The following is a 26,286-nucleotide window of genomic DNA, read 5'->3' as shown; positions in this document are numbered from 1 at the left end:
ACTATCCCGTCCTTCTAGGCAGTAGGAAGTTTTCTTCCGCTACCATGACTGCACCCACTCTCGTCACAGACACGCGCAACACGTTCGAAAGCACCATCGGCGGCTACACGGTCGGCGGCCGCGCCCACAGCCTCTCGGCCTGGTTCGTCCTCTCGCTCCGGCTCATGATGGGCTGGGCGTTCGCCTACTCCGGGTTCACGAAGCTCGTCGCGGCCGAACCGTTCAGCGCCGGCGGCTACCTGACCGCCGTCGCGGCGACCAACGGCAACCCGCTCGCGGACCTCTTCGCCTGGATGGGTTCGACGCCGTGGTTCGTCGAGTTCGCGAACGTCGCCGTCCCGTGGGGCGAGCTCCTGATCGGCCTCGGACTGCTCGTCGGCGCGCTCGTCCGGCTCGCGGCGTTCTTCGGCGCGCTCATGATGCTCATGTTCTACTTCGGGAACTGGGACATCGCCCACGGGGTCATCAACGGCGACTTCGCGTACATGCTCGTCTTCCTCGCCGTCGCCGCCTTCGGTGCCGGGCGCATCCTCGGGCTCGACGCCTGGATCGAGAGCTACGACCTCGGCGGCGAACCCCTCCTCGAGCGCTACCCCCGCCTCGAGTACATCCTCGGCTAAGGGGTTTCGCTCTCCGGTACTGTCGTGGTCGCCGTTCCCGATCCTCGGGTCGCCGTCCCGCCCTTCCGCGCGGCGCGACCCGACGCCCTCGACCGCCTTCTGTCTCGTCCGTTTCGTCGTCCGCTCGCGGATCGCTCGGCTCTCCGTTCGCGTCGACGCGGTTCCCGATCGCAACACTCGGACCGGAACGCCCCGACCGGTCCGGTCAGGGGAGTTCGAACTCGATCGCCGCACCTTGTCCGAAGCCGACACACTCGGTCGCGATGCCGCGGTCGACGCCCCGGCGATTCATCTCGTGGACGAGCGTCACCGGCAGGCGCGCGCCGGAACAGCCCAGCGGGTGACCGATCGATATCGCGCCGCCGTTGACGTTCAGCCGATCGTCCGGAATGCCGAGTTCGCGCTGGGAGTACAGCGTCTGGCTGGCGAAGGCTTCGTTGATCTCGACGAGACCGTAGTCGTCGATCTCGCGGTCCGCGCGCTCGAGGAGCCCCTCGGTCGCGGGGACCGGGCCGACGCCCATGATCGTCGGGTCGACGCCGGCGACGTAGCTGGTGCCGACTTCCGCGAGGACCTCGAGGTCGTTCTCGTCGGCGAAGTCGCGACTGGTGAGCATGACGCCGGCCGCGCCGTCGGCGATCTGCGAGGCGTTGCCGGGCGTGACGGTGCCGTCCTCCGTGAACACGGTCGGCAATTCGGCGAGTTTCTCGGGGGTCGTGCCGGGACGGAGCCCCTCGTCCTCGTCGTGGACGCCGTCGTCGGTCTCGATGGGTACGATCTCGTCGTCGAACCGGCCCGATTCGGTGGCTTCGACCGCTCGCTGCTGACTGCGCGCGCCGTACTCGTCTTGCTCTTCGCGGCTGATGTCGTACTCCTCGGCGACTTTTTCGGCGGTCATCCCCATCTGGAGGTTCCGCATGCCGTACTTCTCGTCGAGCTTGGGGTACATGTCGCCGGCGTCGCCGCCCCCCATCTTGACGCGGCTCATGCTCTCGACGCCGCCCGCGATGACCGCGTCCTGGCGGCCCGCGGCGATCGAGTCCGCGGCGCTGATGATCGCCTGGGCGGAGGAGGCACACTGACGGTCGATGGTCGTCGCGGGGACCGACTCGCCCAGCTCCGAGAAGAGCGCGATCTGTCGCGCGATGTTCGTCCGCTGCTCCGAGCGCTGCTGGGCACACCCCCACATCAGGTCGTCGATGTCGTCGCCCTCGATGCCCGTCTCCGCGAGCATTTCGTCGACCAGCGGGATCGAGAGATCCTCGCTGCGGACGCCCGCGAGCGCGCCGTCCTCTTTCCCCTGGGCTGTCCTAACAGCGCTAACGATTACTGGCGTGTTGCCTGACATTGTTCACCACAATTTTTCGTAGCCATAAATAGCTGCGCCCTCCGGAACGCGACGGGCGGCCCCGTCGCCCATCCATCGGTGGCGGTCTCGAGCGATCGGCCACGAGGACGGCCCCACGTTCCAGGGCGAGCACGTGCAGGTCAGTTCCGAGGCAAGGCACAGTTCTCCGGCGAGATCACCGCTGGGGACGCCCTCACGGTCGCGTTCCGAACGCTGATCCCGGCGAATACCTCGCGGTCTCCTGGCTCGGACCGACCCACGAACGTCATATCGTCCTCGATCGCTTCCGAATCCCCGACTGATCCGTCGTCGGCGACCGCACCGACGACCGTTTCCCTTCCGTCCGGTCCCGTCTAGTGTCCGTCGTCGCGCTCGAGGGTGACGCCCAACTCCTCGAGCGTGCTGAAGAACCCGGGGTACGAGACGGCGACGTGGTCGGCCCCCTCGATGACGGTCTCGCCGTCGGCGACGAGACCGGCGAGCGCGAGCGCCATGATAATGCGGTGGTCCGATCGGCCGCGAACGGTCGCCCCCTCGAGCGTCGATTCCGTGCCGTGGATCGTCAGCGAATCCGGCTCTTCGGTCGTCTCGACGCCCAACTTTCCCAACTCCGTGGCCATCGCGCTCACGCGGTCGGTCTCCTTGTACCGGACGTGCTCGGCGTTCGTGATGTGGGTGTCGCCGTCCGCGACCGCGCCCAGCGTCGCGATCGTCGGGAGCAGATCGGGCGTATCCTCGACGTCGACCTCGATCCCGGCGAGCGGGGCGGCTGCGACATCGATCGTCCCCGCGTCCCGATCCCAGTCGACGTCGGCACCCATCCGTTCGACGATCTCGACGATGGCGCTGTCGCCCTGCGCACTGGGGTGTGCGCCCTCGATTCGGACGGCCGCGCCGTCGTCGCCGGCGATCGCCCCCGCGGCGAGGGGGTAGGAAATCGACGAGAAATCCCCGGGAACCGCATACGCGCCGCCGGCGGGCGCGTACGACTGCCCACCGTCGACTTCGAAGCCGGCGTCCGTGTGGCGGGCGTCGACGCCGAAGTCGGCGAGTACCTCGAGCGTAATATCGACGTACGGCGCGGACTTGAGTTCGGTCTCGAGGTCGATCGCGATCCCGTCCTCGGTGACCGCACCGGCCAGCAGCAGGGCGGTGATGTATTGGGAGGAGACATCGCCCGGAATCGATACGTCGCCGCCCGACAACGGGCCGGTGACGACCAGCGGAGCCTGCCCGTTCCCGCGGGTACTGTCCGCCTCGGCTCCGAGATCGGCAAGCGCCTCGAGCAGCGGGCCCTGCGGGCGCGAGCGCAGCGATTCGTCGCCGGTCAGCACCGTGGTCCCGTCCGCGAGCGCGGCCGCAGCCGTGACGAGGCGCATCGTCGTGCCGCTGTTCGCGCAGTTGATGACGTCCGCCGGCACGTCCGGACGGCCGTCGAAGCCGTCGATCTCGAGGGCTCCGTCGTCGGTCCGTGTTACGTCGCCGCCGAACAGGGTGACCGCGCGGGCGGTCGCCCGCGTATCCGCGCTCCAGAGCGCGTCGCGGACGGTCGCCTCGTCGGCGTATCCCGCCGCGAGGATCGCCCGGTGCGTGTAGCTTTTCGAGGGCGGTGCGCGGACCGTCCCCTCGACGGTCGAGGGCGTGATCGTGACGTTCATGATGGCTCTGTGGGGTGGCCTCGCCTTACCGATACCGATCCCACGAGTCCCCGACGGGACGACCGGCCCCTCCTCGGCCGGTTCGCTCGTCGCTCGCGGCTCCCGCCGGTCACCGACCGGTTATGAACACCCGATCGACGCGGCGATCTCGAGCAGGGGTGTGTCGTCGGTCAGACACGTGACCTCGTAGTTGAGTCCGTCACACTGCCAGAAGATGCTCCGTTTCCCGCCGTCGCGGCGATAGGCGGTGTGGCCGTCGAACTCGATCGGCTCCAACGCGGCCGTATCGATCCGTTGCACCTCCTTGACCGCAACGTAGAGTTCGCGCGCGACGACGTTCGGATCGGTGTACCACAGCGTCGTGGTCGTTCCGAACCGCTCTGCCGTCTCGACGACGGTGATCCGATCAAGCACGTACGAGTCCGGAACGGTCGGCTCCGGCAGGTCGTACGGCGCGAACTCCTCGGCGGCCGACCGCGATTCGAAGACGCCGTCCGGGCCGACACCCTCCGTGGTGACCGTCGCGTCCGCCGGCGGGTCGTACGTAAACGTCCCCGGCTCGAGCCCCGTATCGAGCGCGAGGTCCTCGTAGGTGACGGTCAGTTCGTGGTAGACCTCGCCGTCGATCCTGGTGGTGTTCCGCTCCTTGATCGGGTACCGGTACTCGTCGTCGATCCAGACGGTTCGGGTCGCGGAGAGCGCCTCCGGATCGCTCGTCGCCCGGAGCTTGACGAGGAACTCCGTATCACCGACGACGAGGCCGATCGCCGGCCCGGTATCCTCGGCCGGCGGCTGTGTCTCGACGACGTGTGTCTCGCGACCGTCGACGGTCTCCGTCCCCCGGTAACTGAGCCGGTGGTCGTCGCGGAGGGTCTCGAGGACGAGTCGCGTGCGGTCGGTGTCGGTCTTGTTCGGATGGTACTGTTTCTCTACCGTCTCGGTCGCCGGGTTGTACTCCCACGTCGTCGTCCGGTTCGTCACCGTGACCGAGCCGGCCGGCACGTCCGGATCGGTCGACTCGACGACCTCGCGTCGTTGCTTTGCCGGCGGCCGCAACGCGACCCGCTCCGTTCGCTCGACCGTTTCGTCCCCGGTTTCGACGGTCATGACCCGCCGGGCCGTGAGATCGGTCATGTGGCGACGCGTCTCGATCGCGTCCCGGAGGAGGGCCCGACTCGAGGGTGGCTCGTCGCTGTCGGACGGATAGCTCACACAGCCGGCGAATGCGACCGCGGCTCCCGTTGCCAGGATCCGGCGACGGTTCATACGCGGGGAATTACCACGTTCAGTGATAAGTTTGCGGGTTCGAACCGACCCACCCGGTCGCGATCCGCGGGATTATGTGGCCCGCTGTCAGAGATTCGGGTATGAACGTCGACGTCGATCTCGCCCCGCTGCGCGAGTATCTCTCGGCCGAGGACCTGGACGGCTACCTGATCGATGACGATGCCTCGGACGCCGACCAGCGGTACGTCTCGGGCTTTACCGCGCCGGACCCCTATCAGACGCTCGTGACGGCCGACGGCGTCCACCTGCTCGTCTCGGGGCTCGAGTACGGGCGCGCGACGGCCCAGGCCAACGCGGACTCGGTCAGCCGCCGCGCCGCCTACGACTACCAGCGACTGGTGGCCGAACACGGCCAGTACGAGGGGACGATCCGTACGCTCGTGGCCTTTCTCGAGGATCACGATGTCGACGCGCTCGCGGTGCCCCGAACGTTCCCGACGGGGACCGCCGACGGACTTCGCGAGCACGGGGTCGCGGTGACGGCCGAACGCACGGGCATCGTGACGGATATCCGTGCGACGAAAACCGAGTGGGAAGTCGAGCGGATCCGGGCGAGCCAGCGGGCCAACGAGGCCGCGATGGCGCGGGCCGAGGAACTGATCGCCACCGCCGACATCGAGGACGGCACGCTCGTTCACGACGGCGACCCCCTGACCAGCGAACGCGTCACCGAGGAGATCGAGGTCACCCTGCTACGCCACGGCTGTGCCCTCGACGAGACCATCGTCGCCTGCGGGGCCGACGGCGCGGACCCCCACGACCGGGGCAGCGGGCCGCTCGCGGCTGACGAGTTGATCGTGATCGATATCTTCCCGCGGGACAAGGAGACGGGCTACTTCGCCGATATGACCCGCACCTTCGCCCGCGGCGACCCCGGCGAGGAGGCTCGACGGCGCTACGAGGTCACCCGCGACGCCTACGAGGCCGCCCTCGAGACGGTCGCGGCCGACGTGACCGGGGCCGACGTTCACGCCGCGGCCTGTGACGTGATCGAGGACGCGGGCTACGAGACGCTGCGCAGCGATCCCAACACCGACACCGGCTTCATCCACAGCACCGGCCACGGGGTCGGGTTGGACATCCACGAGGAGCCGAGCGTCTCGCCGTCCGGCGGCGACCTCGAGCCCGGGCACGTGATCTCGATCGAGCCTGGGATTTACGACCCCGCGGTCGGCGGCGTCCGCATCGAGGACCTGATCGTCGTCACGGAGGACGGCTACGAGAACCTCACCGAGTATCGGATCGGGCTCGAGCCGACGACCGACGCCCGGGAGTGACGTCGCACGGACGATCGCGACTCCCGTGACCAGTCCGGTGGCGTCGCACGGAAGCCGGCAAAAATGAGTGACGTCGAATCGTGGGTGGTATTCGACCGTGTCGTCGCCGGTACTGCTATTTGACCTGGATATCGGCGACCATCGAATTCGGGTGGACCTCGCAGATGTACGTGACCATCGCGCTGCTGGCCTCGAACTCCAACCACTGATCGTCGCCGGGCTCAGTGACCTGCTCGGTCACGAGATCATCGACAACGTCGTCGTTTTCGTCGTAGATCGCGATGTTGTGTTGGTTGCCATCGCCGGTTGTCCAGCCGATCTCGTAGGATTCCCCCTCCTGAAGAATGAGCGTCGGGTTCGTCTCGTCCGCAATCGAATCGGGTTTGATGCCCACCCAACCGGGCGTCTGTCCGTCGAGTTCGATCCGTGTTTCGGGATCGATCTCCACACCACCATCGCCGTCGCCGTTCCCGCTGTCACCGTTCCCGCCACCACCACAACCGGCAACGAATGCCGTCGACGCTGCGACACCTGTTAGCGCGAGCATCCGCCGTCGGGACACAGCCCCATCTCGTACCATGCTCTTCGGTTGGTCTGGTATTGTTAATAATCACCAGGGTAGTTCCGAACGGGTGGGAACGTGGCCCCAGCGACGATATTCGGACTCAGCGATAGCCGTCGTCGTCCGGGCCGCGGGCCGCGTCGATCCGCTCGAACTGCGCGTCGGACAGTTCGAGGTCGACCGCGCCGACGTTCTCCGCGAGTTGGTCAGGCGTCCGCGCGCCGACGATCGGCACACACGTAAAGCGGTCCTGCTCCATTAGCCAGCGCAACGACACCTGTGCCGGCGTGGCGTCGATTTCGTCGGCGACGCCCTCGACGGCTTCGAGGACCTCCCATGCGGTGTCGCTCGTGTAGCGGTCCTCGAACAGATCGGTGAGGCTGCCGCGAGCGCCGTCGGGCGCGATCACGGTGCCGTCGTCGGCCCGCTCGTACTTCCCGGTGAGGAAGCCGCCGGCCAGCGGCGAGTACGGACAGACCGCGATGTCCTGATCCGCACAGACCTCGAGATAGTCGCTCACGTCGTCCGTATCGGCCGCGTTGAACATCGGCTGGGTCACGTCGAACCGCTCGAGGCCCTCGGCGTCGCTCGTCCACAGCGCCTTGGTGAGTTTCCAGGCGGCCATGCTCGAGGCACCCAGATAGTGGACGTTCCCCTCGCGAACGAGTTCGGTCAGCGTCCGCATCGTCTCCTCGATCGGCGTGTCCTCGTCCCAGCGGTGGATGTAGTATAGATCGAGGTAGTCGGTGCCCAGTCGTTCGAGCGTGCCCTCGATCTGGGCCCGGATGTGCTTGCGGCCGAGTCCGGAATCGTTCGGTCCCGGCTCGCCGCGGCCGTCGAACGGGAAGTAGACTTTCGAGGCGAGGACGAGGTCCTCGCGGTCGATGTCCTCCCGGTCCGCGAGCCACTCGCCGATCCAGCGCTCGCTCTTCCCGTTGGGATTGCCGTAGACGTTCGCCGTATCGATGAAGTTGATACCGTGCTCCCAGCAGGCGTCGAGCAGGTCGTAGGCCTCCTCGCGGTCCGTTTCGACGGTGCCGTCGCTTTCCTTGCCGAAGCGCCACGTTCCGAAACAGAGCTTCGATACCCTCGTACCCGTCTTTCCGAGCGTCGTGTACTCCATGGTCGCCGGTTCAGTGGCGAGGGGCAAAACGAGTTCGGAAGCGGCGATCACCGCGGCCACGTCTTCGATCGGGATCTCATCCCACTGCAGCGTCGCGTTGATCTCCCCGGCGGTCATCGCACACGCTCGAGCGACGCGCGGTCGGCTACTCGTCAACGTCGGACGCGAAACGACGAAGCGATTCGACGACGGAGCGGAGACTGCGACGGGACCGCCTCCGGGCTTTCCGAAGCTACAAATCACTTGCCAGTCTCGTACGGATAATGAATCACTGGTGGCGGCGGATCGCCCTCTCGCTGGTCGCCGTTCTCGTTCTCGTCCTCGTCTACGCGTGGCTCTATCGGCTGGGAATGGCCACGTTCGAGGACGAGCCGAGGACGTACGCCCAGGCGATCCGGACCGTCATCGAGACGCTGACGACGGCCGGCTTCGGCGGCGACGCGGACGACTGGCAGAGCACGCCGATGAACCTGATCGTTATCGTGATGAACCTCACGGGCGTCCTGCTGGTCTTTCTCGCCCTGCCGCTAATCGTCGTCCCGCTCTTTCAGCAGGCTCTCGAGGACCGGCCGCCGGAGTCGACCGATCTCACCGATCACGTCGTTATCTGTTCGTACACGCCGCGCTCGGACGTTCTCGCTGGTGAACTCGAGGCGGCGGGCGTCCCCTACGTCTTCGTCGACGACGACGCCGAACTCGTCGTCGACCTCAACAACGAGGGGACCAACGCTATCTACGGCGAACTCGACCAGGAGGAGACGCTGCGGGCCGCCAACGCCGAGCGGGCCGACGCGCTCGTCACCGACATCGACGACGAGACCAACGCGATGGTGATCCTCACGGCGCGGGAACTCTCGAGCGACCTCACCATCGTCAGCGTGGTCGAGGACGACGAGGTCGCGAGTTACCACCGCTACGCCGGAGCCGACGAGATCGTCCGGCCGCGGCACGTCCTCGGACGGAGTCTCGCAACGAAGGCCACGACGACGGTCTCGGCCGAACTCCGGGATACGATCGAGTTCAGCGAGGACCTCGCGGTGACCGAACTGCTCGTTCAAGAGCACAGCGACCTCGTCGGGCAGACGATTCCCGAATCCGGCATTCGGGATCGGATGGGAATCACCGTTATCGGAGCCTGGTTTAGCGGGGAGTTCGTTCCCGTTCCCGGCTCCGAAAACGTGATCGACGGCAATACCGTCCTGCTCGTCGCGGGGCGTCGCGACGATCTCACGGAGCTGAAATCGCGGACGGTGTCGGCGCTGCGGCACAACCCGGACCGCATCGTCGTCGGCGGCTACGGCGTCGTCGGCCGGACCGCGGTCGAGACCCTGGCGTCCGGCGGCGTCTCGACCTGTGTCGTCGACCTCGCGGACGAGCCGGGGGTCGATATCGTCGGGAGCGTCACCGACGAATCGGCTCTCGAGGCGGCCGCCGTCGACGACGCCAGGGCGATCATTCTCACTCTCGACGACGATTCGACGACGATCTACGCGACGCTGGTCCTCAAGCAGGTCGCCCCCGAGGTCGAAATCATCGTGCGAGCGAACGAAACCGAGAACATTCCGAAGTTCTACCGCGCGGGGGCCGAGTACGTCCTCTCGCTCTCGACGGTGACCGGTCGGATGCTCGGCTCCATCCTGATCGAGGGCGAGGAAATCCTCACGCCCGAGACCCAGTTCGAACTCATCAGGACGACCGCGCCGGGAATCGCTGGACGAAGCCTCGGTGCGGTCGACCTGCGAGCGCGAACCGGATGTACCGTCGTCGCGGTCGAACGCGGCGAGGAACTGCTGACCGACCTCGGCCCGGAGTTCGTCGTCCACGAGGACGACATGCTGATCGTCGCGGGAAGCGACGAGGCGGTCAACCGGTTCGTCGCATTCGCGTGTTGACACCACGGTGCCGGCGGTCGGCTCGAGCGGTAGCCGCATCGCCATCCGGCGTCGGCCGCGTCACTCGAAGGACGGCAACACCTCGTCCTCGTAGAACGCGAGCGCCTGCTCCTGTTCGGGTCCGATCTGATGGACATAGACGTGATCGTAACCGGCGTCGATCGCCCGCTCGAGGCTGTCGATGTGGGCCTCCGCGGTGGGTTCGGTCGTGGTACCGGCCGCGGCGATGTCCTCCTTCTCGACCAGCGCCGCGGCCTGTTCGAAGTGAGCCGGCGTCGGCAACTCCTGTCCGAGTTCGCCCGGAAGCGAGCCGTTGGGCCACTGCTCGAGGATCGTCTCGATCGCCTCCGCTTCGCTGTCGGCGTAGCAGCCGTGCAATTGCGTGTACTTGGGGCCGTCGCCGCCGGCGTCCTCGTAGGCCTTGACCGGTTCGGACTTCGGCCCGGAACACCAGAGCCCGTCCGCGTTCTTGGCCACCCAGTCGGCAGTCTGCGGGCCGAACGCGCTTCCGATCGTCGTCGGCTGCTCGTCGGGGCAGGTGTACAGCCGCGCGTTTTCGACCGTGTAGTGTTCGCCGTGGTGACTCGTCGTCTCGCCGGTCCACAGCGAGCGCATGACGTTCAGCGCCTCGTCCAACATCTCGAGGCGCACGTCGTGCTCGGGCCAGCGCTCGCCGGTAACGTGTTCGTTCAGGTTCTCGCCGGTCCCGACGCCGAACGTAAAGCGATCGCCGAGCATCTCGGCGACGGTGGCGACCGCGTGGGCGACGGTGACCGGATGGACCCGGATCGTCGGGCAGGTGACGCCGACGCCGATCTCGATCTCGTCGGTCGCTTCCGCAATCGCTCCCAGCGTCGACCAGACGAACGGCGACTCACCCTGCGCCGAGACCCAGGGGTGGAAATGATCCGAGATCGAGCAGAAGTCGAAGCCGGCCGCCTCCGCGCGACGGGCGATTTCGACCAGTTCAGTCGGCCCGAACTCCTCGCTCGAGAGCGTGTATCCCAACTCCGTCATTCCCGGCCCGCTACCACGAACCGGCGGGTAACGGTTGCACCTGCGAGGGCAAGAGCGCGAGCGCGGCCGCGTTCCGACTGCGACCCCGGCCGGGTACTGCGACTCGCGTCTCCGACCTGCGTGGCGCGCGCTGAACTGTGCCGAACCGAACCCCTTACCCACGCCGCGCCGGAACCGATCCGTATGGAAGCCGTAGTCGATGCGACGGACCTCGAGAAGACCTACGGCGAGACGGTCGCCCTGTCCGGGGCCTCGCTGTCGGTCGGCAGCGGAGAGGTCTTCGCCCTGATCGGGCCGAACGGTGCCGGCAAGACGACGCTCGTCCGCACGCTGACGGGGACGACCGTGCCGGACGGCGGGACGGCACGGATTCTCGGCGCGTCACCGTCGACGGTCGACCGCGCCCAGCTCGGCGTGTTACCACAGTCGTTCTCGCCACCCGACAGGCTCAGCGCGCGGGAACTGCTCGCGTACTACGCCGGCCTCTACGACGACCCGCGCGATCCCGACGACGTGCTCGCCGACGTCGGCCTCGTCGATACCGGCGACACCTGGTACGAGAACCTCTCCGGCGGTCAGCAACGCCGGGTCTGCGTCGGGTCCGCACTGGTCAACGACCCCGATCTGCTCTTCCTGGACGAGCCGACGACCGGCATCGACCCTGCCGGCCGCCGCACCGTCTGGCGACTGATCGAGGACCTCGCCGATGCCGGGACGACGGTCGTCCTGACCACCCACGACATGGCCGAGGCCGAGCGCCTGGCCGACCGCGTCGGCCTGCTCGCCGACGGCTCGCTCGTCGCACAGGGGCCGCCCGAGCGGCTGGTCCGTGACCACGGCGGCTCGAGCCGGCTCACGATCGAGACGGTGGCCGACCCGGCCGCGTTCGACGCCCTCGAGTATCCGGTCGAACGCCCCGAGCGCGGTCGGACCCGAAACCCCGACAGCGCGGTCGTCGTCCGCGAGATCGACCCCGCCGCGATCGGGTCGGTCGTCGACTATCTCGAGACCCACGCGATCGAGTACACGCAGCTTTCGTGGGCCGAACCCGATCTCGAGGACGTCTATCTCGAATTGGCCGACGGGACCGAGCGGGCGCGGACGGATCGGCTCGCGGGCGGCGGGACCGGGGATGGCGTGGCCGACGAGTCCGACCTCGCGCAGGCGGGTGAGACAGCATGAGTCGGCTGGGACGCGTCGGTGCCGAAACCAGCGCCGGCTGGCGGTCGTTCGTCCGCCGGCGGACGGCGGTCTTCTTCACGTTCTTCTTCCCCGTGATCCTGATCGTCATCTTCGGGGCGCTCGTGCGGACGGACCCGACCGGCGGCGGGCTGTTCACGGAGCCGGCAGCCTACTACGTGCCGGGCTATCTCGCCGTCGTCGTGCTCTTCACTCCGCTGTCGCGGATGGGGAGCGAGGTCGCGCGTCACCGCGAGGGGAGCCGGTTCGAGAAGCTCGCGACGACGCCGCTGACCCGCGGCGAGTGGTTACTCGCCCAGACGGTCGTCAACGCCGCGATCATCGGGCTGGCGAGCCTGCTCATCCTCGGGCTGGTGATTCTGCTGACCGGCGCGGAGATCGTCGTCTCGCCGCTGTTAGTGCCCTACGTCCTCGTCGGCGTCGTCTGCTTCTGCGGCGTCGGCGCGATGCTCGGTAGCTACACCGATTCACAGGACGGCGCGGTCGCCGCCAGCAACGGGATCGGGCTTCCCCTCCTGTTCCTCTCGGAGACGTTCGTCTCGCCCGCGCTCCTCCCCGGCTGGTTCGGCCCGCTGGTGAACCTCTCGCCGCTGACGTACTTCGCGCGGGGCGTGCGGGCGGTGACCTACGCGGGGGCGGACACGGCAGCCGTCGCCGGCGTCGATCCCGCGCTCGCGAACCTCGGCATCCTCGCCGTCCTCGCCGTCCTCGCGTTCGCGTTGGGCGCGCGGTCGATCCCGCGAACGGACTAACCGTCGCGGCCGGATCGTTGCGATGCGGGCTCCGTCGCCGCGAGAACGAACCGATTTACGCGCGGCACTCGAATCGACGGCAACCAGTATGCGCTCGGGACACCCCACGGAGCAGGCTGTCGGCATGGAGTACTACGTCAGCGACGCGGACGGCGTCGGCGGCCGTCTCCGCGAGGACGACGCCGATTTCCGAGTGCGCGAACTCGAGCGCTTCGACACCGAACCCGTCGACGCGCCGACGGACGCCTACCCGCACCTCGTCTTTCGAGCGACGCTGCGGGGCTGGGACACCAACGATTTCGCCGCGCGGGTCTCGGACGCGCTGGGGATCTCCCGCGAGCGGGTCAACTGGGCCGGCACGAAGGACAAATACGCCGTGACGACGCAGCTGTTTTCGGTCTACGGGGCCGATCCCGCGGACCTGCCCGCAATCGACGGCGTCGAGATCGAGGTCCTGGGGCGGGCCGGCCGAAACCTCGAGTTCGGCGATCTGGCGGGCAACGAGTTCGCACTCGTCGTCACCGATCCCGAGCGGCCGGACAACGCCGACGCGATCACGACGGAGCTGGCCGAGTTCGGCGGACTCGAGACCGACCAACCGGACTCGAGCGGGACCGAGACGTCGATCGGCGTCCCCAATTTCTTCGGTCAGCAGCGCTTCGGCAGTCGGCGGCCGGTCACGCACGAGGTCGGGCTCGCTATCGCCCGCGACGACTGGGAAGGAGCGGTGATGGCCTACCTCGGAAACCCGACCGACGCGGAGCCGGAGGGGACGCAGGAGGCTCGCGCGTTCGTGGAGGAGACGAGAGACTGGCAGGACGCCCTCGAGCGGATGCCCCATCGCCTGCGCTACGAGCGCTCGATGCTCCACGCGCTCGCCGAGTACGACGGCGAGCCCGGCCCCGAGCAGTTCAGAGCGGCCCTGGAACGGGTCCCCTCGAACCTCCAGCGGCTGTTCGTCCACGCCGCCCAGTCGTACGCGTTCAACCTGATGCTCTCCGAGCGCCTCGAGCGTGGGCTCCCCTTCGATCGCCCGGTCGAGGGCGATGTCGTCTGTTTCACCGATACCGACGCGCCTGACGGGCTCGCGCTCCCCGATACCGACCGCCTCCAGCGCGTCGACGAGCGCCGGGTCGACTCGGTGACCCGCCACTGCGAGCGCGGCCGGGCGTTCGTCACCGCGCCGCTGGTCGGCACTGAGACCGAACTCGCCGACGGCGAGCAGGGCGCGATCGAACGCGCCGTCCTCGACGACCTCGGCCTCGAGCCGGCGGACTTCGATCTGCCCGGGGAGTTCGGCTCGACCGGCACCCGGCGGGCGGTCCTTCTGCGGACCGACCTCTCGCTCGAACCCGATCCGCTGACGCTGACGTTCGCACTGCCGAAGGGGTCGTACGCGACCGTCGTCTCCCGGGAGTTCCTGAAGGTCGATCCGATCGACCTCGGCTGAGACGACGCCCGTGAAGGACCCGACCGCTCGAGGCGACCGTCACCGCTCGACGTATCGCGGCGAAGGTTTTAGCACCGTGTCACGAGTAGTCTCGAGGGAATGGTCCCCGCACCCGAGCAGGAATCGAACCGAGGTAGGGCCCGCGCATGATTGGCACGAGCGAGAGCCGTGAGATCGTCGACTGGGAGAAGACGACCGACGATGGACAACCGGTGTACGAAATCGAGTACACCGAACCCGTCCCGGAGCCGACGGGCCGCTCGAAGACGCTGTTCGGCGCGGGCAGCGGCGGAACGGTCCCCGCCGGCGACCAGTCCTTCGAGATGCCCGACGGCACGCGCATCCCCGCGACCGAGGCTACCTTCGACGCCGACGGCACGACGCTGCGGGTCCGCCGCGAGCGGTCGGTGATCGATCGACTGCGACGCTACTTGCCCTGGTGACGAGGCTGCCCGTTTCGGCCGCGTTCGAACCGCAAGCGGTATCGATCGTCAAAACAGGTATGAGGCTGTCACGAGACGTGGGTCGTATGTTCGAGCCGTTCTCGCTGTTTACCTCGGCGCTGTACGTCGTGCAGGGCCTGCTGGGACTGGCCGATCAGCGCGTCCTCACCGACGAACAGCGATCGCGCGCACGACCGGCCGCGAGCGTGCATCTCGGCAGTTCGGTTGTGTTCCTCGTCGCCGGCATTGCCAGCGCGTCGTGGGTGCAACTGAACGGCCTCCCGACGGTGTGGTATCCGACGATGCTGTCCCTCGGGTTCCTCGTTTCGATCCTCGTCCAGGGCTGGCTGTATCGATCGATCGGCGTCTCACAAAGCCCGCTCATCGAGCGGGCGAGGACGCGCCTGCACTGACCGAGAGACGGCCTCACTCGAGGGAGCTCCGAAGCACCGTGCCGAAACCGGCGGCACCGATACAGACCGCGAGGATGCCCCCGACGCCGGTGACCGCGAGCGCGCCGCTGATCGCCGCGGCGACGAGCAGCCGTTTGAGCCACTCGTCGTCGTGCCCGACCAGCCGATCGGCGATGGCGAGATACGCGATCGCACCTCCGATCGCCCAGACGAGATACGCCAGCAGGAACAGCGGAACCGCCACGATGATCCCGACGAGCGTGACGACAAGGAGCAGCGTCAGCAGACCGATTCCGAGCAGCGACGCGATGCCGTAGAGGAACGAGCCGAACGGGTCCGCGAGGACGTCGTCCATCATCCGGTCCGTGTAGTCGGGCGCGATCGCGATCAGGATCGCGCCGACGACGAGCGTCGTCAGGGCGGCCCCGAGCGCACCCCCGAGGAGGCCGTCGGTCGTCCCGATCTCGATCTCGGTCCCGGGATCGACCTGTGTGACCACTGCGACTGCGAGTGTCGGTCCGTCGAGTCCGATCATGATTCCTGAAGGCCCGGCCGGTACATAAACGGCGATGTCGACGTGCCGTCGCCCGGCTTCGCTGACAGCCTTTTGGCCGCCCGCGACCTATCCCGTCCATGCGAAGCAACCGCCTGCAACGGGAGATCGACGACCTCGTGTCTCGGGGCTGGACGATCGAGGAGGAGACGCCGGACCGAGTCGTGATGGTCGACCGGGAGTTCGGCTCGGTGCTGTCACACGTCCTCGTCGCGGTCCTGACGGTCTGGTTCTCGATGGGGCTCGGCAACGTCGTCTGGGGGGCGTACAACTACGTCTCGAACTCCCGGCGGCGAGTTCTCTGGGAAGACGCGGTCGGCTGTCCGCACTGCGGCGCGGACATCCCGGCGTCGGTCGACTACTGCTCGGCCTGTGGCGACGGCCTCGAGCGGCCCCCGGAGCCGGACGGTGGAATCGTCTGCCCGGAGTGCGACGCGGTCGCCGCCAAGGGCTCGCGGTACTGTCCGGCCTGCGGGACGCGGCTCGCGGAGACGGGCGGCAGTCCGTCGTAAGGGGCAGCGATGTCGTCTTCGCTGAACCGAACAGCTACGTGGCTCGCCCCCGATCGATCGACCAGCCAATGGAACTGGACTCGGACCCGCACATCCTCCTGACGAACGACGACGGGATCGACGCGCCCGGCCTCCGGGCGCTGCACGACGCGCTCTCGGCGGTCGGCGAGGTGACCGTCATCGCGCCGGACCGGAACCGGAGCGCCGTCGGTCGGTCGCTGTCCTACGGCCGGACGAACTCCTCGGACGGCGGCGATCTCTCGCTGGACCTCGAGGCCGACTCCTTTACCTCGCTGGTCCCCCACACCGATCACGACCTGGGTTACGCCGTCGACGGCACCCCCTGTGACTGCGCCATCGTCGGTGCGAAGGGGCTCGAGCCGGCCCCCGATATCGTCGTCTCGGGCTGTAACGACGGCGCGAATCTCGGTGCGTACGTCTTCTCACGCTCGGGGACCGTCAGCGCCGCCATGGAGGCGGCCTTCCTCGGCACCCCGTCGATCGCCGTCTCGATGGACACGCTCGGCTACGACGACGATCTCGAGCCCGCGGACTTCGAGCGCGCGGGCGAGATCGCCGCCGATCTCGTGGCCGGCGCGCCCGGGACCGGTCTGTTCGATCGGGTCGACTACCTGAACGTCAACGTCCCCGGCCCAGCGGCCGACCCCGACGGCTTTGCGATCACGCGCCCGACCGAGGTCTACGAGATGGACGCCGCCCTCGAGGATGGCCGGTTCCAGTTGACGAACCGCCTCTGGCAGCAGATGTCCAACCGGGACATCCCCGACGACGAGGATACCGACCGCCACGCCGTCCTCGAGGAGGCAGTCTCGATCTCCCCGCTTCGGGTCCCGTACGACGTCGTCGACACGGAGCCGGTACGGACCGTCTTCGATCGGGTTCTGTAACGGCCGGCAGCCACGGTTCGCTGTCGGGTTACGAGCCAGCACAATTTAGGGAGTCGGCTCACAAGGGGCAGCCAATCGATCGATGTCGGACGGGAATCCACCGGACGAGACCGACGACAACCGGGGTGAGATCCCCTCACAGCCGCCGAGCGGCGTCGGCCCGGCCTCGAGTCTCGGGACCGAGGCCGATTCGGTCGTCGCTCCGACGGGTGACGGGACGACGGGGAGCGACGACGCCGATCCCGAGTCGATGTCGGCTATCGCTCCGCCGGACTCGAAGTCGACGCAAGCGATCAGGGACGCCGTCCTCGCGGACGTGAAGGCGTCGTTCGACGACCGAGACGACGACGCGTTCCCCGGTCGCCCGTCCGATACCTTCATCGAGGCGGAGTTCTTCGATTTCGGCTATCTCGAGGACTACGAGGAGGTCGAGCGCTACTGGGTGAACCGCCCCTACGCCTACGTGACGATCCTCTACGACGAGGCGACCAACACCAACCGGTATCACGTCGTCGAACCCGACTTAGACGAGTTCGAGGAGTACGTCCGCGAGGACCTCATCCGGTCGCTGCGCAGCGATCTGCTGTACAAGGAGTTCGACGGCGAGATCGATCGGGCGGCGACCTTCGACGAGGAAGTCCCGCGGGTGATGCGCGAACACGCCGCGACCGTCGGCGACGGCTCCCTCCAGCAACTCCGCTACTACCTCCGCCGGGACTTCGTGAGCTACGGGAAGATCGACCCGATCATGCGCGACCGGGCGGTCGAGGACATCTCCTGTGACGGCGCGGCGAAACCCGTCTTCGTCTACCACCACGGCTACCGCGACCTGCGGACGAACCTCGCGTTCAGCGACGAGCGCCTGAGCGCGTACGTCGTGCGACTCGCCCAACGCGCCGGCAAACACCTCTCGGTGGCCGACCCCCTGATCGACGCCTCGCTCCCCGACGGGTCACGCGTCCAACTCACGCTCGGGGGCGAGGTGACGACCGGCGGACCCAACTTCACCGTTCGGAAGTTCTCCGAGGTGCCGTTCACGCCGGTCGACCTCATCAACTGGGGGACGTTCAGCATCGCGCAGATGGCCTATCTCTGGGTGGCCGTCGAAAACAACGCCTCGCTGATGGTCGCTGGCGGCACCGGGTCGGGGAAGACGACTAGCCTCAACGCGATTTCCATGTTCGTGCCGCCCGAAAGCAAGGTCGTCTCCATCGAGGACACGCCGGAGTTGACGCTGCCCCACGACAACTGGATTCAAAGCGTCACGCGCACGGGCGTCACCGCCGGCGGGCGTGGCTCCGTCGGAATGTTCGACCTCCTCCAGGCGGCCCTGCGCCAGCGACCGGAGTACCTCGTCGTCGGCGAAATCCGCACCGAAAGCGACGTGGCGCTTACCTTCTTCCAGTCGATCGCCACCGGGCACACGGCGTACACGACGTTCCACGCCGACTCCGTCAGGGGACTGTTGAGCCGACTCAGTAACGAGCCGCTGAACGTCCCGTCCGAGATGATCGCCAACCTCGATATCGTCTCGATCCAGCAACAGACGACCCAGAACGGCAAACGCGTTCGGCGCAACAGGCGACTCGTCGAATTCGGTGCCGGCGACGCGGACGCCGACGACCTCGAGCCACACGAGGTGTTTCGGTACGATCCCCACTCGGACGGGTTCGAGCAGACCACGGGCTCGAGCGTGTTAGGTGCCATCGCCGACGAACGGGGTTGGACGCCGGGCCGCATCGAACGGGAACTGGACCACCGCGAAGCGGTCCTCGAGTACCTGCTCGAGGCGGGTATCACCGACTACGAGAGCGTCGCCCGCGTCATCCAGGGATTCATTCGCGATCCGGATTACGTCCTCGAGGAGGTTCGTGCCGGCGACCTCGACCCCGACCGGATCGCGGTGACGGAGGCCGACGACTGACCCGTGACCGACCGTGATCCATCCGGCGACGACGCCGATCGCAAGCCCGACGAGCCGGCGTTCCGCGACCCGGCGCTCGACGAGGCGACGGTCGAGGCCGTCCTCGAGGACGCGTTCGGCGACGATGCGGGGGTCTCGAGCGAACCTGCGGCGTCCGATCCGTTCGCGGCGGCCGACGACCGACGGGCGGCGGTGGCCGACGCGGAGCCGGAACCCGAGGAAGTGCTCAGCCAGCCGCTCGTCGAGGAGCGCCACCTCGGTGCCGCGGAGCAACTCGAATTCCGGGAGGCGTACGGCCGGACGCGGGCGTTCTTCAAGACGCGACCGGAGCGATATCGCGGGCTCCAGCGGCTGCTCAAGCAGGCCCGGATCCGGGACACCTACGATACGTACCTGACCGACAGCGCCAAATGGGCGGGGATCGCCGCGGTCGCCGCGGGACTCCTCGCGACTGTCGCACTCGTCGCGCTGGTGTTTACGGGGACGCTATTCAGCGTGCTCGAACCGCTGTTCGGCCTGTCCGGCCGGACACGGGACGCGTTCCTGACGCACCCGCTGGTCGTGGCCGCGCTGTTCGTTCCCCCGCTCTGCTCGCTCGCCGCCGGCGGTGCCGTCTGGGTCGGTCGGAACTACTACTACCCGCGCAGCGTCGTGGCGGCGCGGCGACGCAGCATCGCGCTCAACCTCCCGTACGCGATCACGTTCATGTACGCGCTCTCCAGCGGCGGGATGAACGTCATCGAGGTGTGTCGCCGACTCGGGAACAGCGAGGCGGTCTACGGCGAGGTCGCAAACGAGTTCGACCTCGTCGTCCGCGAGATCGACCTGTTCGGCAACGACCTGTTGCAGGCGCTGGATAACGTCCGGATGCTGACGCCGAGCGACGACTTTCGGCGGTTCCTCGACGACCTGCTCGGCGTCCTCGACTCCGGCGGCGACCTCGAGACGTTCCTCGAGGCGGAATCCGAGGCAGCCCTCGAAGACGCGCTTGAAGAGCAGTCGTCGTTCATCGAGACGCTCGGCATGCTCAGCGAAGTGTTCGTCGTCGCGTTCGTCGCCGCGCCGCTGTTCCTGATCGTCGTGTTGATGGTGGTGAGTTTCCTCGGCGCGGAGACCGTCGGCCTGATCGCCGGGCTCGTCTACGTCGTCTTCCCGCTTTCGATGGGAGGGTTCCTGCTCCTCGTCGACGTGCTCTCGCGCCCGTACCAGGAGCCGACCGCCAGCCTCGCCGTCGCGGACGAGCGAACGGTCGACCTCGAGCAGGTGGTCGACGATCCCCGGTTTTTGGCCTACCAGCGGTCGAAACGCGAGACCGGCATCCGTGCGTTCCTCGCCGACCCGTTGCGGGCGATCACCCGCCGTCCCGTCCGTTCGCTCGGGGTGACGGTGCCGGCCGCCCTCGCCGTCGCCGGGCTCGCGATCCGGACCGGACTCGTCGAGCCGACCGCCGCCGCGTTTCTCGCCGCCCCGCTCCGGACGACCGTCGGGCTCGCCGTCGTCCCGTTGGTGACGGCGACCGCGCCGTTGACGCTCCTCCACGAGCGCGAGCGCCGACGGATGACCGTCATTACCGAGCGGTTCCCGGACGTGCTGAGCATCCTCGCCAGCGCGAACCGGATGGGCGTCGACATCGTCGACGCCTTCGATCTGGTCACGCGGTGGGCCAGCGGGACCCTCGCCGCGGAACTCCGCCGGGTCCGCAACGACGTGGCCTGGAACCACGACCTGACCCGCGCCCTGCTCGGCTTCGCCGACCGACTGAACGTGCCCCAACTGACCCGGACGATGACGCTCGTCGCGGAGGGGAGCCGCTCGAGCGGCGATCTCCACGGCCTGCTCGAAATCGCGGCGACGAACACGCGGGCGCAGGCGAAACTGGCCCGCGAGCGACGGCGCGAAGTCGGCTCGTACGTCGCGATCGTCGTGATCGGCTTCCTCGTCTATCTGCTGGTCATCGTCATGGTCAGCGCGAGCTATCTCACCCCGATCGCCGAGGTGGCGGCCGAGACCGATCCAGCGGCCGCCAGCGGACCGGTTTCGCTGGGCGCGATTCCCGTCGACACCTACGAGCTGCTGTTCCTCCACTCGGCGCTCATTCAGGGCTTCGGCAGCGGGCTGATCGCCGGGAAACTGGCCGAGAACGACATCCTCAGCGGCCTCAAGTACGGACTGGCACTGATCGCCCTCACCGTCATCGCGTTCTTCCTCTTGGTGTAACCATGGTCGACTCGCATCCGCACGGCCGGAACGGAACCGAGACGCAGCCGACGACCCGACTCGACGGGACCGGAGCGCTCCGCGGCTCCGAACGAGCGGTCTCGCCGGTCATCGGCGCGATACTCATGTTCGCACTCCTCCTCGCCTTGCTGGCGATCCTCCAGACGACCGCGATTCCCGCGGTCAACGAGGGCCTCGAGTTTCAGCACAACGAGCGGGTTCGGACTGACGTGAAGGCTGTCGACGGAGCCGTCGATCGGGTGGCCGCGACCGGGAACGGCGAGACGGTCTCCATCGAGGCCGGCCTGCGCTACCCGCCCCGGCTGTTCTTCGTCAACCCGCCGCCAGCAGCGGGGACGGTTCGGACGACGGACCCCGCTGGCGTCGAAATCGCCAACGCGTCCGCGGCCGGCGAGACCGGCGACTACTGGAACGGGACCACGCGGACGTTCGAGACGCGGTCGCTCGAGTACGTGCCCGACTACAACGAGTACGGCGACGCGCCGGTGACGGTGGCCGAGCCGTGGGTCGTCTACGACCGCTTCGACGGGACGGCGGTCGCGAGGGGGGACCAGGACCTCGTCGACGCCCGCCGGCTCGATCTCGTCGCGCTGGCGGGCGATCGCTCTGCGTCGGGGGCGACCGACGTCGCGATCGACCTCGAGCCGACCAGTGCGCCGGGTCGGACGGTGACGATCCGCGGCGACGGCGAGCCGGTCACGCTGACGGTCCCGACGCGGCTCACCGAGGACGAGTGGGCTGCCCTCCTCGCGGACGAACGCGACCCGGACGGCGATCCCGACGACGACCGGTACGTGACGGGGCTCGACTGTCAGCGAGCGCCGCCGGACCCCTGCGGCCAGTTGACGCTCACGCTCGAGCGCGGGGTCACCTACGAACTTCGACTCGGGGCCGTCGCCCTCGGCGGCGCGACCGAGGAGGCGGCGGCGTATCTCACCGATCTCGAGGGCAACGCGACGGCCGTCCCCGAGAGCGGCCGCCAGCGGCTCGTCGTCGAAGCCCGCGATCGGTTCGATAACCCCGTCAGTGGAGTTCCCGTGACCGGGAGCGTCGGGGGTGACGGGACCGTTCGGGCCGTCGAGCCCGTGACCGACGCGGCGGGACGGGCGACGTTCGTCTACGAGGCTCCGCCGGACGTAAACGGGACGCGGGACGTCGAGCCGACGCTTCGGTTCGGCGAGCGCGCGCACCGCGAAGTCCGGTACGATATTCGCGTGCTGGATCGCGGCAGCGGGACGTCGAGTCCCGGCGGAGGTTCGGACGGCGGTGACGAGGCAACCGGTACCGAGCCGGGCGTGTCGATCACCGACGTCACGGCGACGAACCCGCGGGACAGCTACCGGACCTCCATCGAGGCGACCGACGGGAACGGCGATCTCGAGCGGGTCGACTTCGAACTCCGGGACCCCGATACCGGGACTCCCATCCGGACGGTGACGGCGGACCTCGGCGGCGACCGCGATACCGCGACCGGACGGCTGCGAGCGAAGGGGCGCGAGCGACGCACGACGTATCGAATCGTCGCGACCGTCGTCGATGCGGACGGACAGACGGGGAGCGACGAGGTCGTGGTTCGCGGGAGCGGGTAGCCCGGACTGGACATCGATCCCGGTCGTGCTCTCCGGGGCCGGCGTTCGATCCGTTCGGACGGCGTCCGATCGGCGACGACCGCAGTCGGTCGGAAACAGACCTGTTTTACATCCGTCCCGACAAGCCCACCCATGGAGTGTCGCCACTGTGCATCGCCGCTCGAGAAACCCGGTGACTTCTGTCTGGTCTGTCGGGAGGCCAACACCGAGGCGATCGTCCTCGATGCGGCACGCGACAGGGCGACGATCACGATGCTCGCCGGCGAACCAGACGACCCGACGACGAGGGACGACGATATCGATGCCGACGAGCAGGTACTCGGCGAGACGACGATCACGACGACGCCCGAAGACGGCGAGAACGAGCCAATCGAACTCCGCAACTTCGCGGGGCTGATCGGCGACGAAATCCGCCGGAAGCGTCCCGAAGAGGTCTACGCGGGCGGCGTCCGTGCGGTGATTCGCGCCGTTCGCGAGGACGTTCACCATCCCTTCTATCGCGTCGACGACGACGATCCCGTCCGGGCGGTCCTCGAGCGCCGCGGTAACCGCGCGCTCGATGTCGTCGAGACGCCGCCGGCCGAGAAGATCAGCGGGAGTCACTCGACGCTCATCGGCGGCCGTACGGGGATGCGGGCCATTCATACCGTCGCGGACCACCCCCACGTCAAGAAGGTGATCCCCGGCCCCATCGACGCCGGCGGGAAGGGGTCACAATCGGGCATGCGCGCGAAAGTGACCCGCGCCGACGACGGCGGCAACGTCCGCATGCTGTTACGCAACGGCTCGAGCGTTCAGGAGAACCGAGTCGTGACGACGGCTCGCGACCGGGAGATGGGCGAGCGCATCCGCGACGACCTCAACGACGTGCTTGCCGACGCCGAGTTTCAGTAGCGTCCCGTTCGGTCATCGGTTCGAATTGCCAACCGCTGCTGTTATCGTAGCAACTGAAACGATTGACACACTGATCGCAACGCCGTCGTGCGATCAGGTGTGCATTGACTTTCAGTTGCTACTATAGTAGTGTCAGCGGGAGCGTCCCACGGCAACTATTGTGTCGAGTCGATGGCAGTGTCAGGTGCTGCTGGTTGTGTGAGTCTTAACCCCCCGGTCGTAATGAGATATAATTAGCCATGCTCGAGCGACCGGACGCCGTCCTGACCCTGATCCCGCTGTTGGCGGTAAGCGGCCTCGCGGTTCGAACGCTGCTTGCGGCCCCAGGTGTCGGCACGGGACTGCTCACTGCCCCGCTCGCGGTCGCGGGCTACCTCGCCGCGCTCGCGCTCGTCTTCCTGGAACTGCTCGCGTGGCCGATCGCCGAGCGGATCGGCGACTCCTGATCGGGCCCGTCGACGGACCGGTCCACGGCGCGATCCGAACCGGAGGGCGTCGCGACTCAACAGGTTTAAGAATCCGCTGGCGATAGAGTGGACCACTATGGCCAAGAAAGGACAGGTCGGTAGCGCTGGCCGCTTCGGTGCCCGCTACGGCCGCGTCGCCCGACGTCGCGTCAGCGAGATCGAAGACGACATGGAAAACGCCGAGGTCGACGGCGACGATGTCACCCGCGTCGGCACCGGCATCTGGAAGAACGAGGAAACCGGCGAAGTCTTCACCGGCGGCGCGTACCGCCCCGAGACCCCCGCCGGCCGTACCGTCCAGCGCTCCATCCGTGCTGCCCTCGCAGAGGACGACGACTAACGCGTTCCGAGACCCAGTATGAGTTACAAATGCTCCCGCTGTAAACGCGACGTCCAACTCGACGAGTACGGCGGCGTCCGCTGTCCCTACTGCGGCCACCGCGTGCTCCTGAAAGAACGCAGTCGCGACGTCAAGGAAGTCGACGTCCAGTAACCGCCGTGTCTTCTCACGACGCGACACTCGAGTTCGACTACGAGACGCCGTCGCGTGCCGAACTCGTCGCCGCGAGCGTCGCCCGCGAGATCGGCGAGATCGACGACGAGCGCTCGCGGACGACCCTCGAGCGGGACGGCTCGTGCGTTCGTATCGAGATCGACGCCGAGGACGTGGTCGCGCTCCGAGCGGCGCTGAACACCTGGTTCTCGCTGGTCGATGTCGCCGAACGGACCGCTGACGCCGGCGAGGCCGTTCTCACGTCCCAGTAGCCACGCTGCTCGAGCCGAGCGACCGGGTCGGTTCGCGGCGAGTCCAGCGAGCCCGCCCTGTACCGGCAGGCAACGCGGTCTTCATCGTCGTCGCCGAACCCGTCGTATGGCCGACCGGAACGAAACGTGGTTCGGACTGCGGCGGGACGCCAAGCCGCTGGTGCTCGCCGGCCTCGCGCTCGGGCTCGGCTTTGCCGGCTTCTTCGACGGCATCGTCTTCCACCAGATCCTCCAGTTCCACCACATGCTCTCGTCCTATCCGGATTCGAGTATCGCGACCGACCTCGAACTCAACGTGCTGGCCGACGGCCTCTTTCACCTCGCGACGTACGTGTTCACCGTCATCGGCGTCGTGTTACTCTCGCGAGCGTGGCGCTTTCATCCGGTGCCGAACTCCGGGCGGACGCTACTGGGCGCAGTGATCATGGGCTGGGGCGGTTTCAATCTCATCGAAGGACTGGTGAGTCACCACCTGCTCGGAATTCACCACGTCTGGCCCGCCGGCCCGGGACCGGTCGTCCTCTGGGACGCGGGCTTCCTGCTCTGGGGCGTGCTCTTCCTCGGCGGCGGCTATCTCGTGATCCGAACCGACAGCGCGGCGACGCCGACGGCCGGCGACGACGCGGTCGCGACGGACGGACGGGGCTAGGGGTCCGATCCCCCGGACGGAAGACAAAGCTTGGCTTTATCAGTCCGGAGGGCGACGGTCGAGATATGCAAGGAAACCTGCCGCCGGAAGCACAAGAGAAAATCGAGCAGCTACAGGATCTGCAGGAGACGGCACAGGAAGTCGCCGTCCAGAAACAGGAAGCCGAATCGGGTCTCACCGAGGCACAGAACGCCCTCGACGAACTCGAGAACATCGACGAAGGAACGACGATGTACCGGAACGTCGGCGAACTCCTCGTCGAGACCGACTACGACCAGGCCGAGGAGGACCTCGAGGACAAGGTCGACTCCCTCGAAATCCGCCTCGAGACCCTCGAGAAGCAGGAAGAGCGCGTCCAGGACCAGTTCGAGAGCCTTCAGGAGGAGCTCGAGGACCTGCTCGGCGGCGGCATGGGCGGCGGTCCGGCCGGTCCCGGCGGCCCGGGCGCTGGCGGCGCGTAAATGCCGACTGACGAGCCGACGGACGAGACCGTCGTTCAGACGGCCTCGGACGCCGCGGAAGGCGTTATCTTTTCACAGTACAAACAGTCCGACGTGCGCGATTACGACGTGACCGTCGTCTTCGAGGACGGCGTCCTCGAGGTCGACGTCTACCTCAACGCGCCGGCGGACGAGGCCGATCCCGAACAGGTCGCCGACGACGCCGCGCTCGCGGCGCGACACGCGGTCGACGACCTGTTCGAGGCGTAGCCGGTCCGTCCGAACGTCGTTTCTCCCCGGCACAC

28 protein-coding genes are annotated in these 26,286 nt (G+C 67.7%); 21 read left to right on the top strand and 7 right to left on the bottom strand.

Features of this window, described 5'->3' with window-relative positions; genetic code table 11:
- Positions 1 to 44 precede the first annotated feature (44 nt).
- Positions 45 to 620 carry a DoxX family membrane protein gene (locus FGF80_RS12750; RefSeq protein WP_006185301.1) on the top strand — a complete coding sequence of 192 codons (576 nt, stop codon included), beginning with the start codon at positions 45 to 47 and terminating at the stop codon, positions 618 to 620.
- Between the two features lie 205 nt (positions 621 to 825).
- Here the strand turns inward: FGF80_RS12750 and FGF80_RS12745 are convergent, their stop codons facing one another.
- The 3 genes from FGF80_RS12745 to FGF80_RS12735 form a co-directional block, all read right to left on the bottom strand.
- The gene (locus tag FGF80_RS12745; protein ID WP_138654414.1) at positions 826 to 1,968 is read right to left on the bottom strand and encodes a thiolase family protein; all 1,143 of its coding nucleotides are present in this window, start codon (positions 1,966 to 1,968) and stop codon (positions 826 to 828) included.
- A gap of 353 nt (positions 1,969 to 2,321) precedes the next feature.
- Positions 2,322 to 3,626, bottom strand: a complete 1,305-nt coding sequence (gene aroA / locus FGF80_RS12740) for a 3-phosphoshikimate 1-carboxyvinyltransferase (protein WP_138654412.1) — start codon at positions 3,624 to 3,626, stop codon at positions 2,322 to 2,324.
- A gap of 120 nt (positions 3,627 to 3,746) precedes the next feature.
- Positions 3,747 to 4,892, bottom strand: a complete 1,146-nt coding sequence (locus FGF80_RS12735) for a LolA family protein (RefSeq protein WP_049908036.1) — start codon at positions 4,890 to 4,892, stop codon at positions 3,747 to 3,749.
- Positions 4,893 to 4,993: 101 nt separating this feature from the next.
- On the opposite strand from FGF80_RS12735, the gene FGF80_RS12730 reads away from it, so the two are divergent.
- Positions 4,994 to 6,190, top strand: coding sequence for a M24 family metallopeptidase (locus FGF80_RS12730; RefSeq protein WP_138654410.1), 1,197 nt, complete (start codon positions 4,994 to 4,996; stop codon positions 6,188 to 6,190).
- 115 nt (positions 6,191 to 6,305) lie between these two features.
- Here the strand turns inward: FGF80_RS12730 and FGF80_RS12725 are convergent, their stop codons facing one another.
- Both FGF80_RS12725 and FGF80_RS12720 read right to left on the bottom strand, forming a co-directional pair.
- Positions 6,306 to 6,770: a cupredoxin domain-containing protein gene (locus tag FGF80_RS12725; protein WP_394348240.1), complete on the bottom strand. Its 465-nt coding sequence runs from the start codon at positions 6,768 to 6,770 to the stop codon at positions 6,306 to 6,308.
- Positions 6,771 to 6,855: 85 nt separating this feature from the next.
- Positions 6,856 to 7,875 carry an aldo/keto reductase gene (locus FGF80_RS12720; protein ID WP_138655531.1) on the bottom strand — a complete coding sequence of 340 codons (1,020 nt, stop codon included), beginning with the start codon at positions 7,873 to 7,875 and terminating at the stop codon, positions 6,856 to 6,858.
- A gap of 263 nt (positions 7,876 to 8,138) precedes the next feature.
- On the opposite strand from FGF80_RS12720, the gene FGF80_RS12715 reads away from it, so the two are divergent.
- On the top strand, positions 8,139 to 9,767 hold the full coding sequence (locus tag FGF80_RS12715) for a potassium channel family protein (RefSeq protein WP_138654408.1): 1,629 nt from the start codon (positions 8,139 to 8,141) through the stop codon (positions 9,765 to 9,767).
- A 60-nt stretch (positions 9,768 to 9,827) separates the two neighbouring features.
- Here FGF80_RS12715 and FGF80_RS12710 read toward each other — a convergent pair whose 3' ends face one another.
- Positions 9,828 to 10,784, bottom strand: a complete 957-nt coding sequence (locus FGF80_RS12710) for a TIGR03557 family F420-dependent LLM class oxidoreductase (protein ID WP_138654406.1) — start codon at positions 10,782 to 10,784, stop codon at positions 9,828 to 9,830.
- 183 nt (positions 10,785 to 10,967) lie between these two features.
- On the opposite strand from FGF80_RS12710, the gene FGF80_RS12705 reads away from it, so the two are divergent.
- The 5 genes from FGF80_RS12705 to FGF80_RS12685 all read left to right on the top strand — a co-directional run bounded on the left by FGF80_RS12705 (position 10,968) and on the right by FGF80_RS12685 (position 15,042).
- A complete protein-coding gene (locus tag FGF80_RS12705) occupies positions 10,968 to 11,966 on the top strand; it encodes an ABC transporter ATP-binding protein (RefSeq protein ID WP_138654404.1) in 999 nt (332 codons plus the stop codon).
- Positions 11,963 to 12,736 carry an ABC transporter permease gene (locus tag FGF80_RS12700; protein WP_138654402.1) on the top strand — a complete coding sequence of 258 codons (774 nt, stop codon included), beginning with the start codon at positions 11,963 to 11,965 and terminating at the stop codon, positions 12,734 to 12,736. Before FGF80_RS12705 ends, FGF80_RS12700 begins: the two co-directional genes overlap by 4 nt.
- A gap of 88 nt (positions 12,737 to 12,824) precedes the next feature.
- Positions 12,825 to 14,186, top strand: a complete 1,362-nt coding sequence (gene truD / locus FGF80_RS12695; RefSeq protein WP_006185290.1) for a tRNA pseudouridine(13) synthase TruD — start codon at positions 12,825 to 12,827, stop codon at positions 14,184 to 14,186.
- A 146-nt stretch (positions 14,187 to 14,332) separates the two neighbouring features.
- Positions 14,333 to 14,629 carry a hypothetical protein gene (locus tag FGF80_RS12690; RefSeq protein WP_138654400.1) on the top strand — a complete coding sequence of 99 codons (297 nt, stop codon included), beginning with the start codon at positions 14,333 to 14,335 and terminating at the stop codon, positions 14,627 to 14,629.
- Between the two features lie 86 nt (positions 14,630 to 14,715).
- A complete protein-coding gene (locus FGF80_RS12685) occupies positions 14,716 to 15,042 on the top strand; it encodes a hypothetical protein (RefSeq protein WP_138654398.1) in 327 nt (108 codons plus the stop codon).
- Positions 15,043 to 15,055: 13 nt separating this feature from the next.
- Here FGF80_RS12685 and FGF80_RS12680 read toward each other — a convergent pair whose 3' ends face one another.
- The gene (locus tag FGF80_RS12680; protein ID WP_006185286.1) at positions 15,056 to 15,577 is read right to left on the bottom strand and encodes a hypothetical protein; all 522 of its coding nucleotides are present in this window, start codon (positions 15,575 to 15,577) and stop codon (positions 15,056 to 15,058) included.
- Positions 15,578 to 15,675: 98 nt separating this feature from the next.
- On the opposite strand from FGF80_RS12680, the gene FGF80_RS12675 reads away from it, so the two are divergent.
- From FGF80_RS12675 to FGF80_RS12615, 13 genes are all read left to right on the top strand, one after another.
- Positions 15,676 to 16,107: a zinc ribbon domain-containing protein gene (locus FGF80_RS12675; RefSeq protein WP_138654396.1), complete on the top strand. Its 432-nt coding sequence runs from the start codon at positions 15,676 to 15,678 to the stop codon at positions 16,105 to 16,107.
- A gap of 68 nt (positions 16,108 to 16,175) precedes the next feature.
- Positions 16,176 to 17,015, top strand: a complete 840-nt coding sequence (gene surE / locus FGF80_RS12670) for a 5'/3'-nucleotidase SurE (RefSeq protein WP_006185283.1) — start codon at positions 16,176 to 16,178, stop codon at positions 17,013 to 17,015.
- Positions 17,016 to 17,097: 82 nt separating this feature from the next.
- On the top strand, positions 17,098 to 18,939 hold the full coding sequence (locus tag FGF80_RS12665) for a type II/IV secretion system ATPase subunit (protein WP_138654394.1): 1,842 nt from the start codon (positions 17,098 to 17,100) through the stop codon (positions 18,937 to 18,939).
- 3 nt (positions 18,940 to 18,942) lie between these two features.
- Positions 18,943 to 21,156, top strand: coding sequence for a type II secretion system F family protein (locus tag FGF80_RS12660; RefSeq protein WP_138654392.1), 2,214 nt, complete (start codon positions 18,943 to 18,945; stop codon positions 21,154 to 21,156).
- Between the two features lie 2 nt (positions 21,157 to 21,158).
- Positions 21,159 to 22,766: an Ig-like domain-containing protein gene (locus FGF80_RS12655; RefSeq protein ID WP_138654390.1), complete on the top strand. Its 1,608-nt coding sequence runs from the start codon at positions 21,159 to 21,161 to the stop codon at positions 22,764 to 22,766.
- 132 nt (positions 22,767 to 22,898) lie between these two features.
- On the top strand, positions 22,899 to 23,660 hold the full coding sequence (locus tag FGF80_RS12650; protein ID WP_138654388.1) for a DUF2103 domain-containing protein: 762 nt from the start codon (positions 22,899 to 22,901) through the stop codon (positions 23,658 to 23,660).
- Positions 23,661 to 23,899: 239 nt separating this feature from the next.
- Entirely contained in the window at positions 23,900 to 24,106 is a 207-nt protein-coding gene (locus tag FGF80_RS12645; protein ID WP_006185278.1) for a hypothetical protein, read from the top strand.
- Between the two features lie 97 nt (positions 24,107 to 24,203).
- On the top strand, positions 24,204 to 24,467 hold the full coding sequence (locus FGF80_RS12640) for an eL43 family ribosomal protein (protein ID WP_006185277.1): 264 nt from the start codon (positions 24,204 to 24,206) through the stop codon (positions 24,465 to 24,467).
- Positions 24,468 to 24,485: 18 nt separating this feature from the next.
- Positions 24,486 to 24,620 carry a DNA-directed RNA polymerase subunit P gene (locus FGF80_RS12635; protein WP_006181151.1) on the top strand — a complete coding sequence of 45 codons (135 nt, stop codon included), beginning with the start codon at positions 24,486 to 24,488 and terminating at the stop codon, positions 24,618 to 24,620.
- 5 nt (positions 24,621 to 24,625) lie between these two features.
- The gene (locus FGF80_RS12630; RefSeq protein ID WP_138654386.1) at positions 24,626 to 24,892 is read left to right on the top strand and encodes a KEOPS complex subunit Pcc1; all 267 of its coding nucleotides are present in this window, start codon (positions 24,626 to 24,628) and stop codon (positions 24,890 to 24,892) included.
- Positions 24,893 to 24,998: 106 nt separating this feature from the next.
- A complete protein-coding gene (locus FGF80_RS12625; protein WP_138654384.1) occupies positions 24,999 to 25,541 on the top strand; it encodes a DUF2243 domain-containing protein in 543 nt (180 codons plus the stop codon).
- A 65-nt stretch (positions 25,542 to 25,606) separates the two neighbouring features.
- Positions 25,607 to 26,002 (top strand): prefoldin subunit beta, encoded by a 396-nt coding sequence (locus FGF80_RS12620; RefSeq protein WP_006185273.1) that lies wholly within the window; start codon positions 25,607 to 25,609, stop codon positions 26,000 to 26,002.
- The gene (locus FGF80_RS12615) at positions 26,003 to 26,251 is read left to right on the top strand and encodes a DUF3194 domain-containing protein (RefSeq protein ID WP_138654382.1); all 249 of its coding nucleotides are present in this window, start codon (positions 26,003 to 26,005) and stop codon (positions 26,249 to 26,251) included.
- Positions 26,252 to 26,286: the final 35 nt, after the last annotated feature.

It is taken from the genome of Natrinema pallidum (assembly GCF_005890195.1).
Classification (GTDB): Archaea; Halobacteriota; Halobacteria; order Halobacteriales; family Natrialbaceae; genus Natrinema; species Natrinema pallidum.
This window is presented reverse-complemented; position numbering and strand designations above follow the sequence as displayed.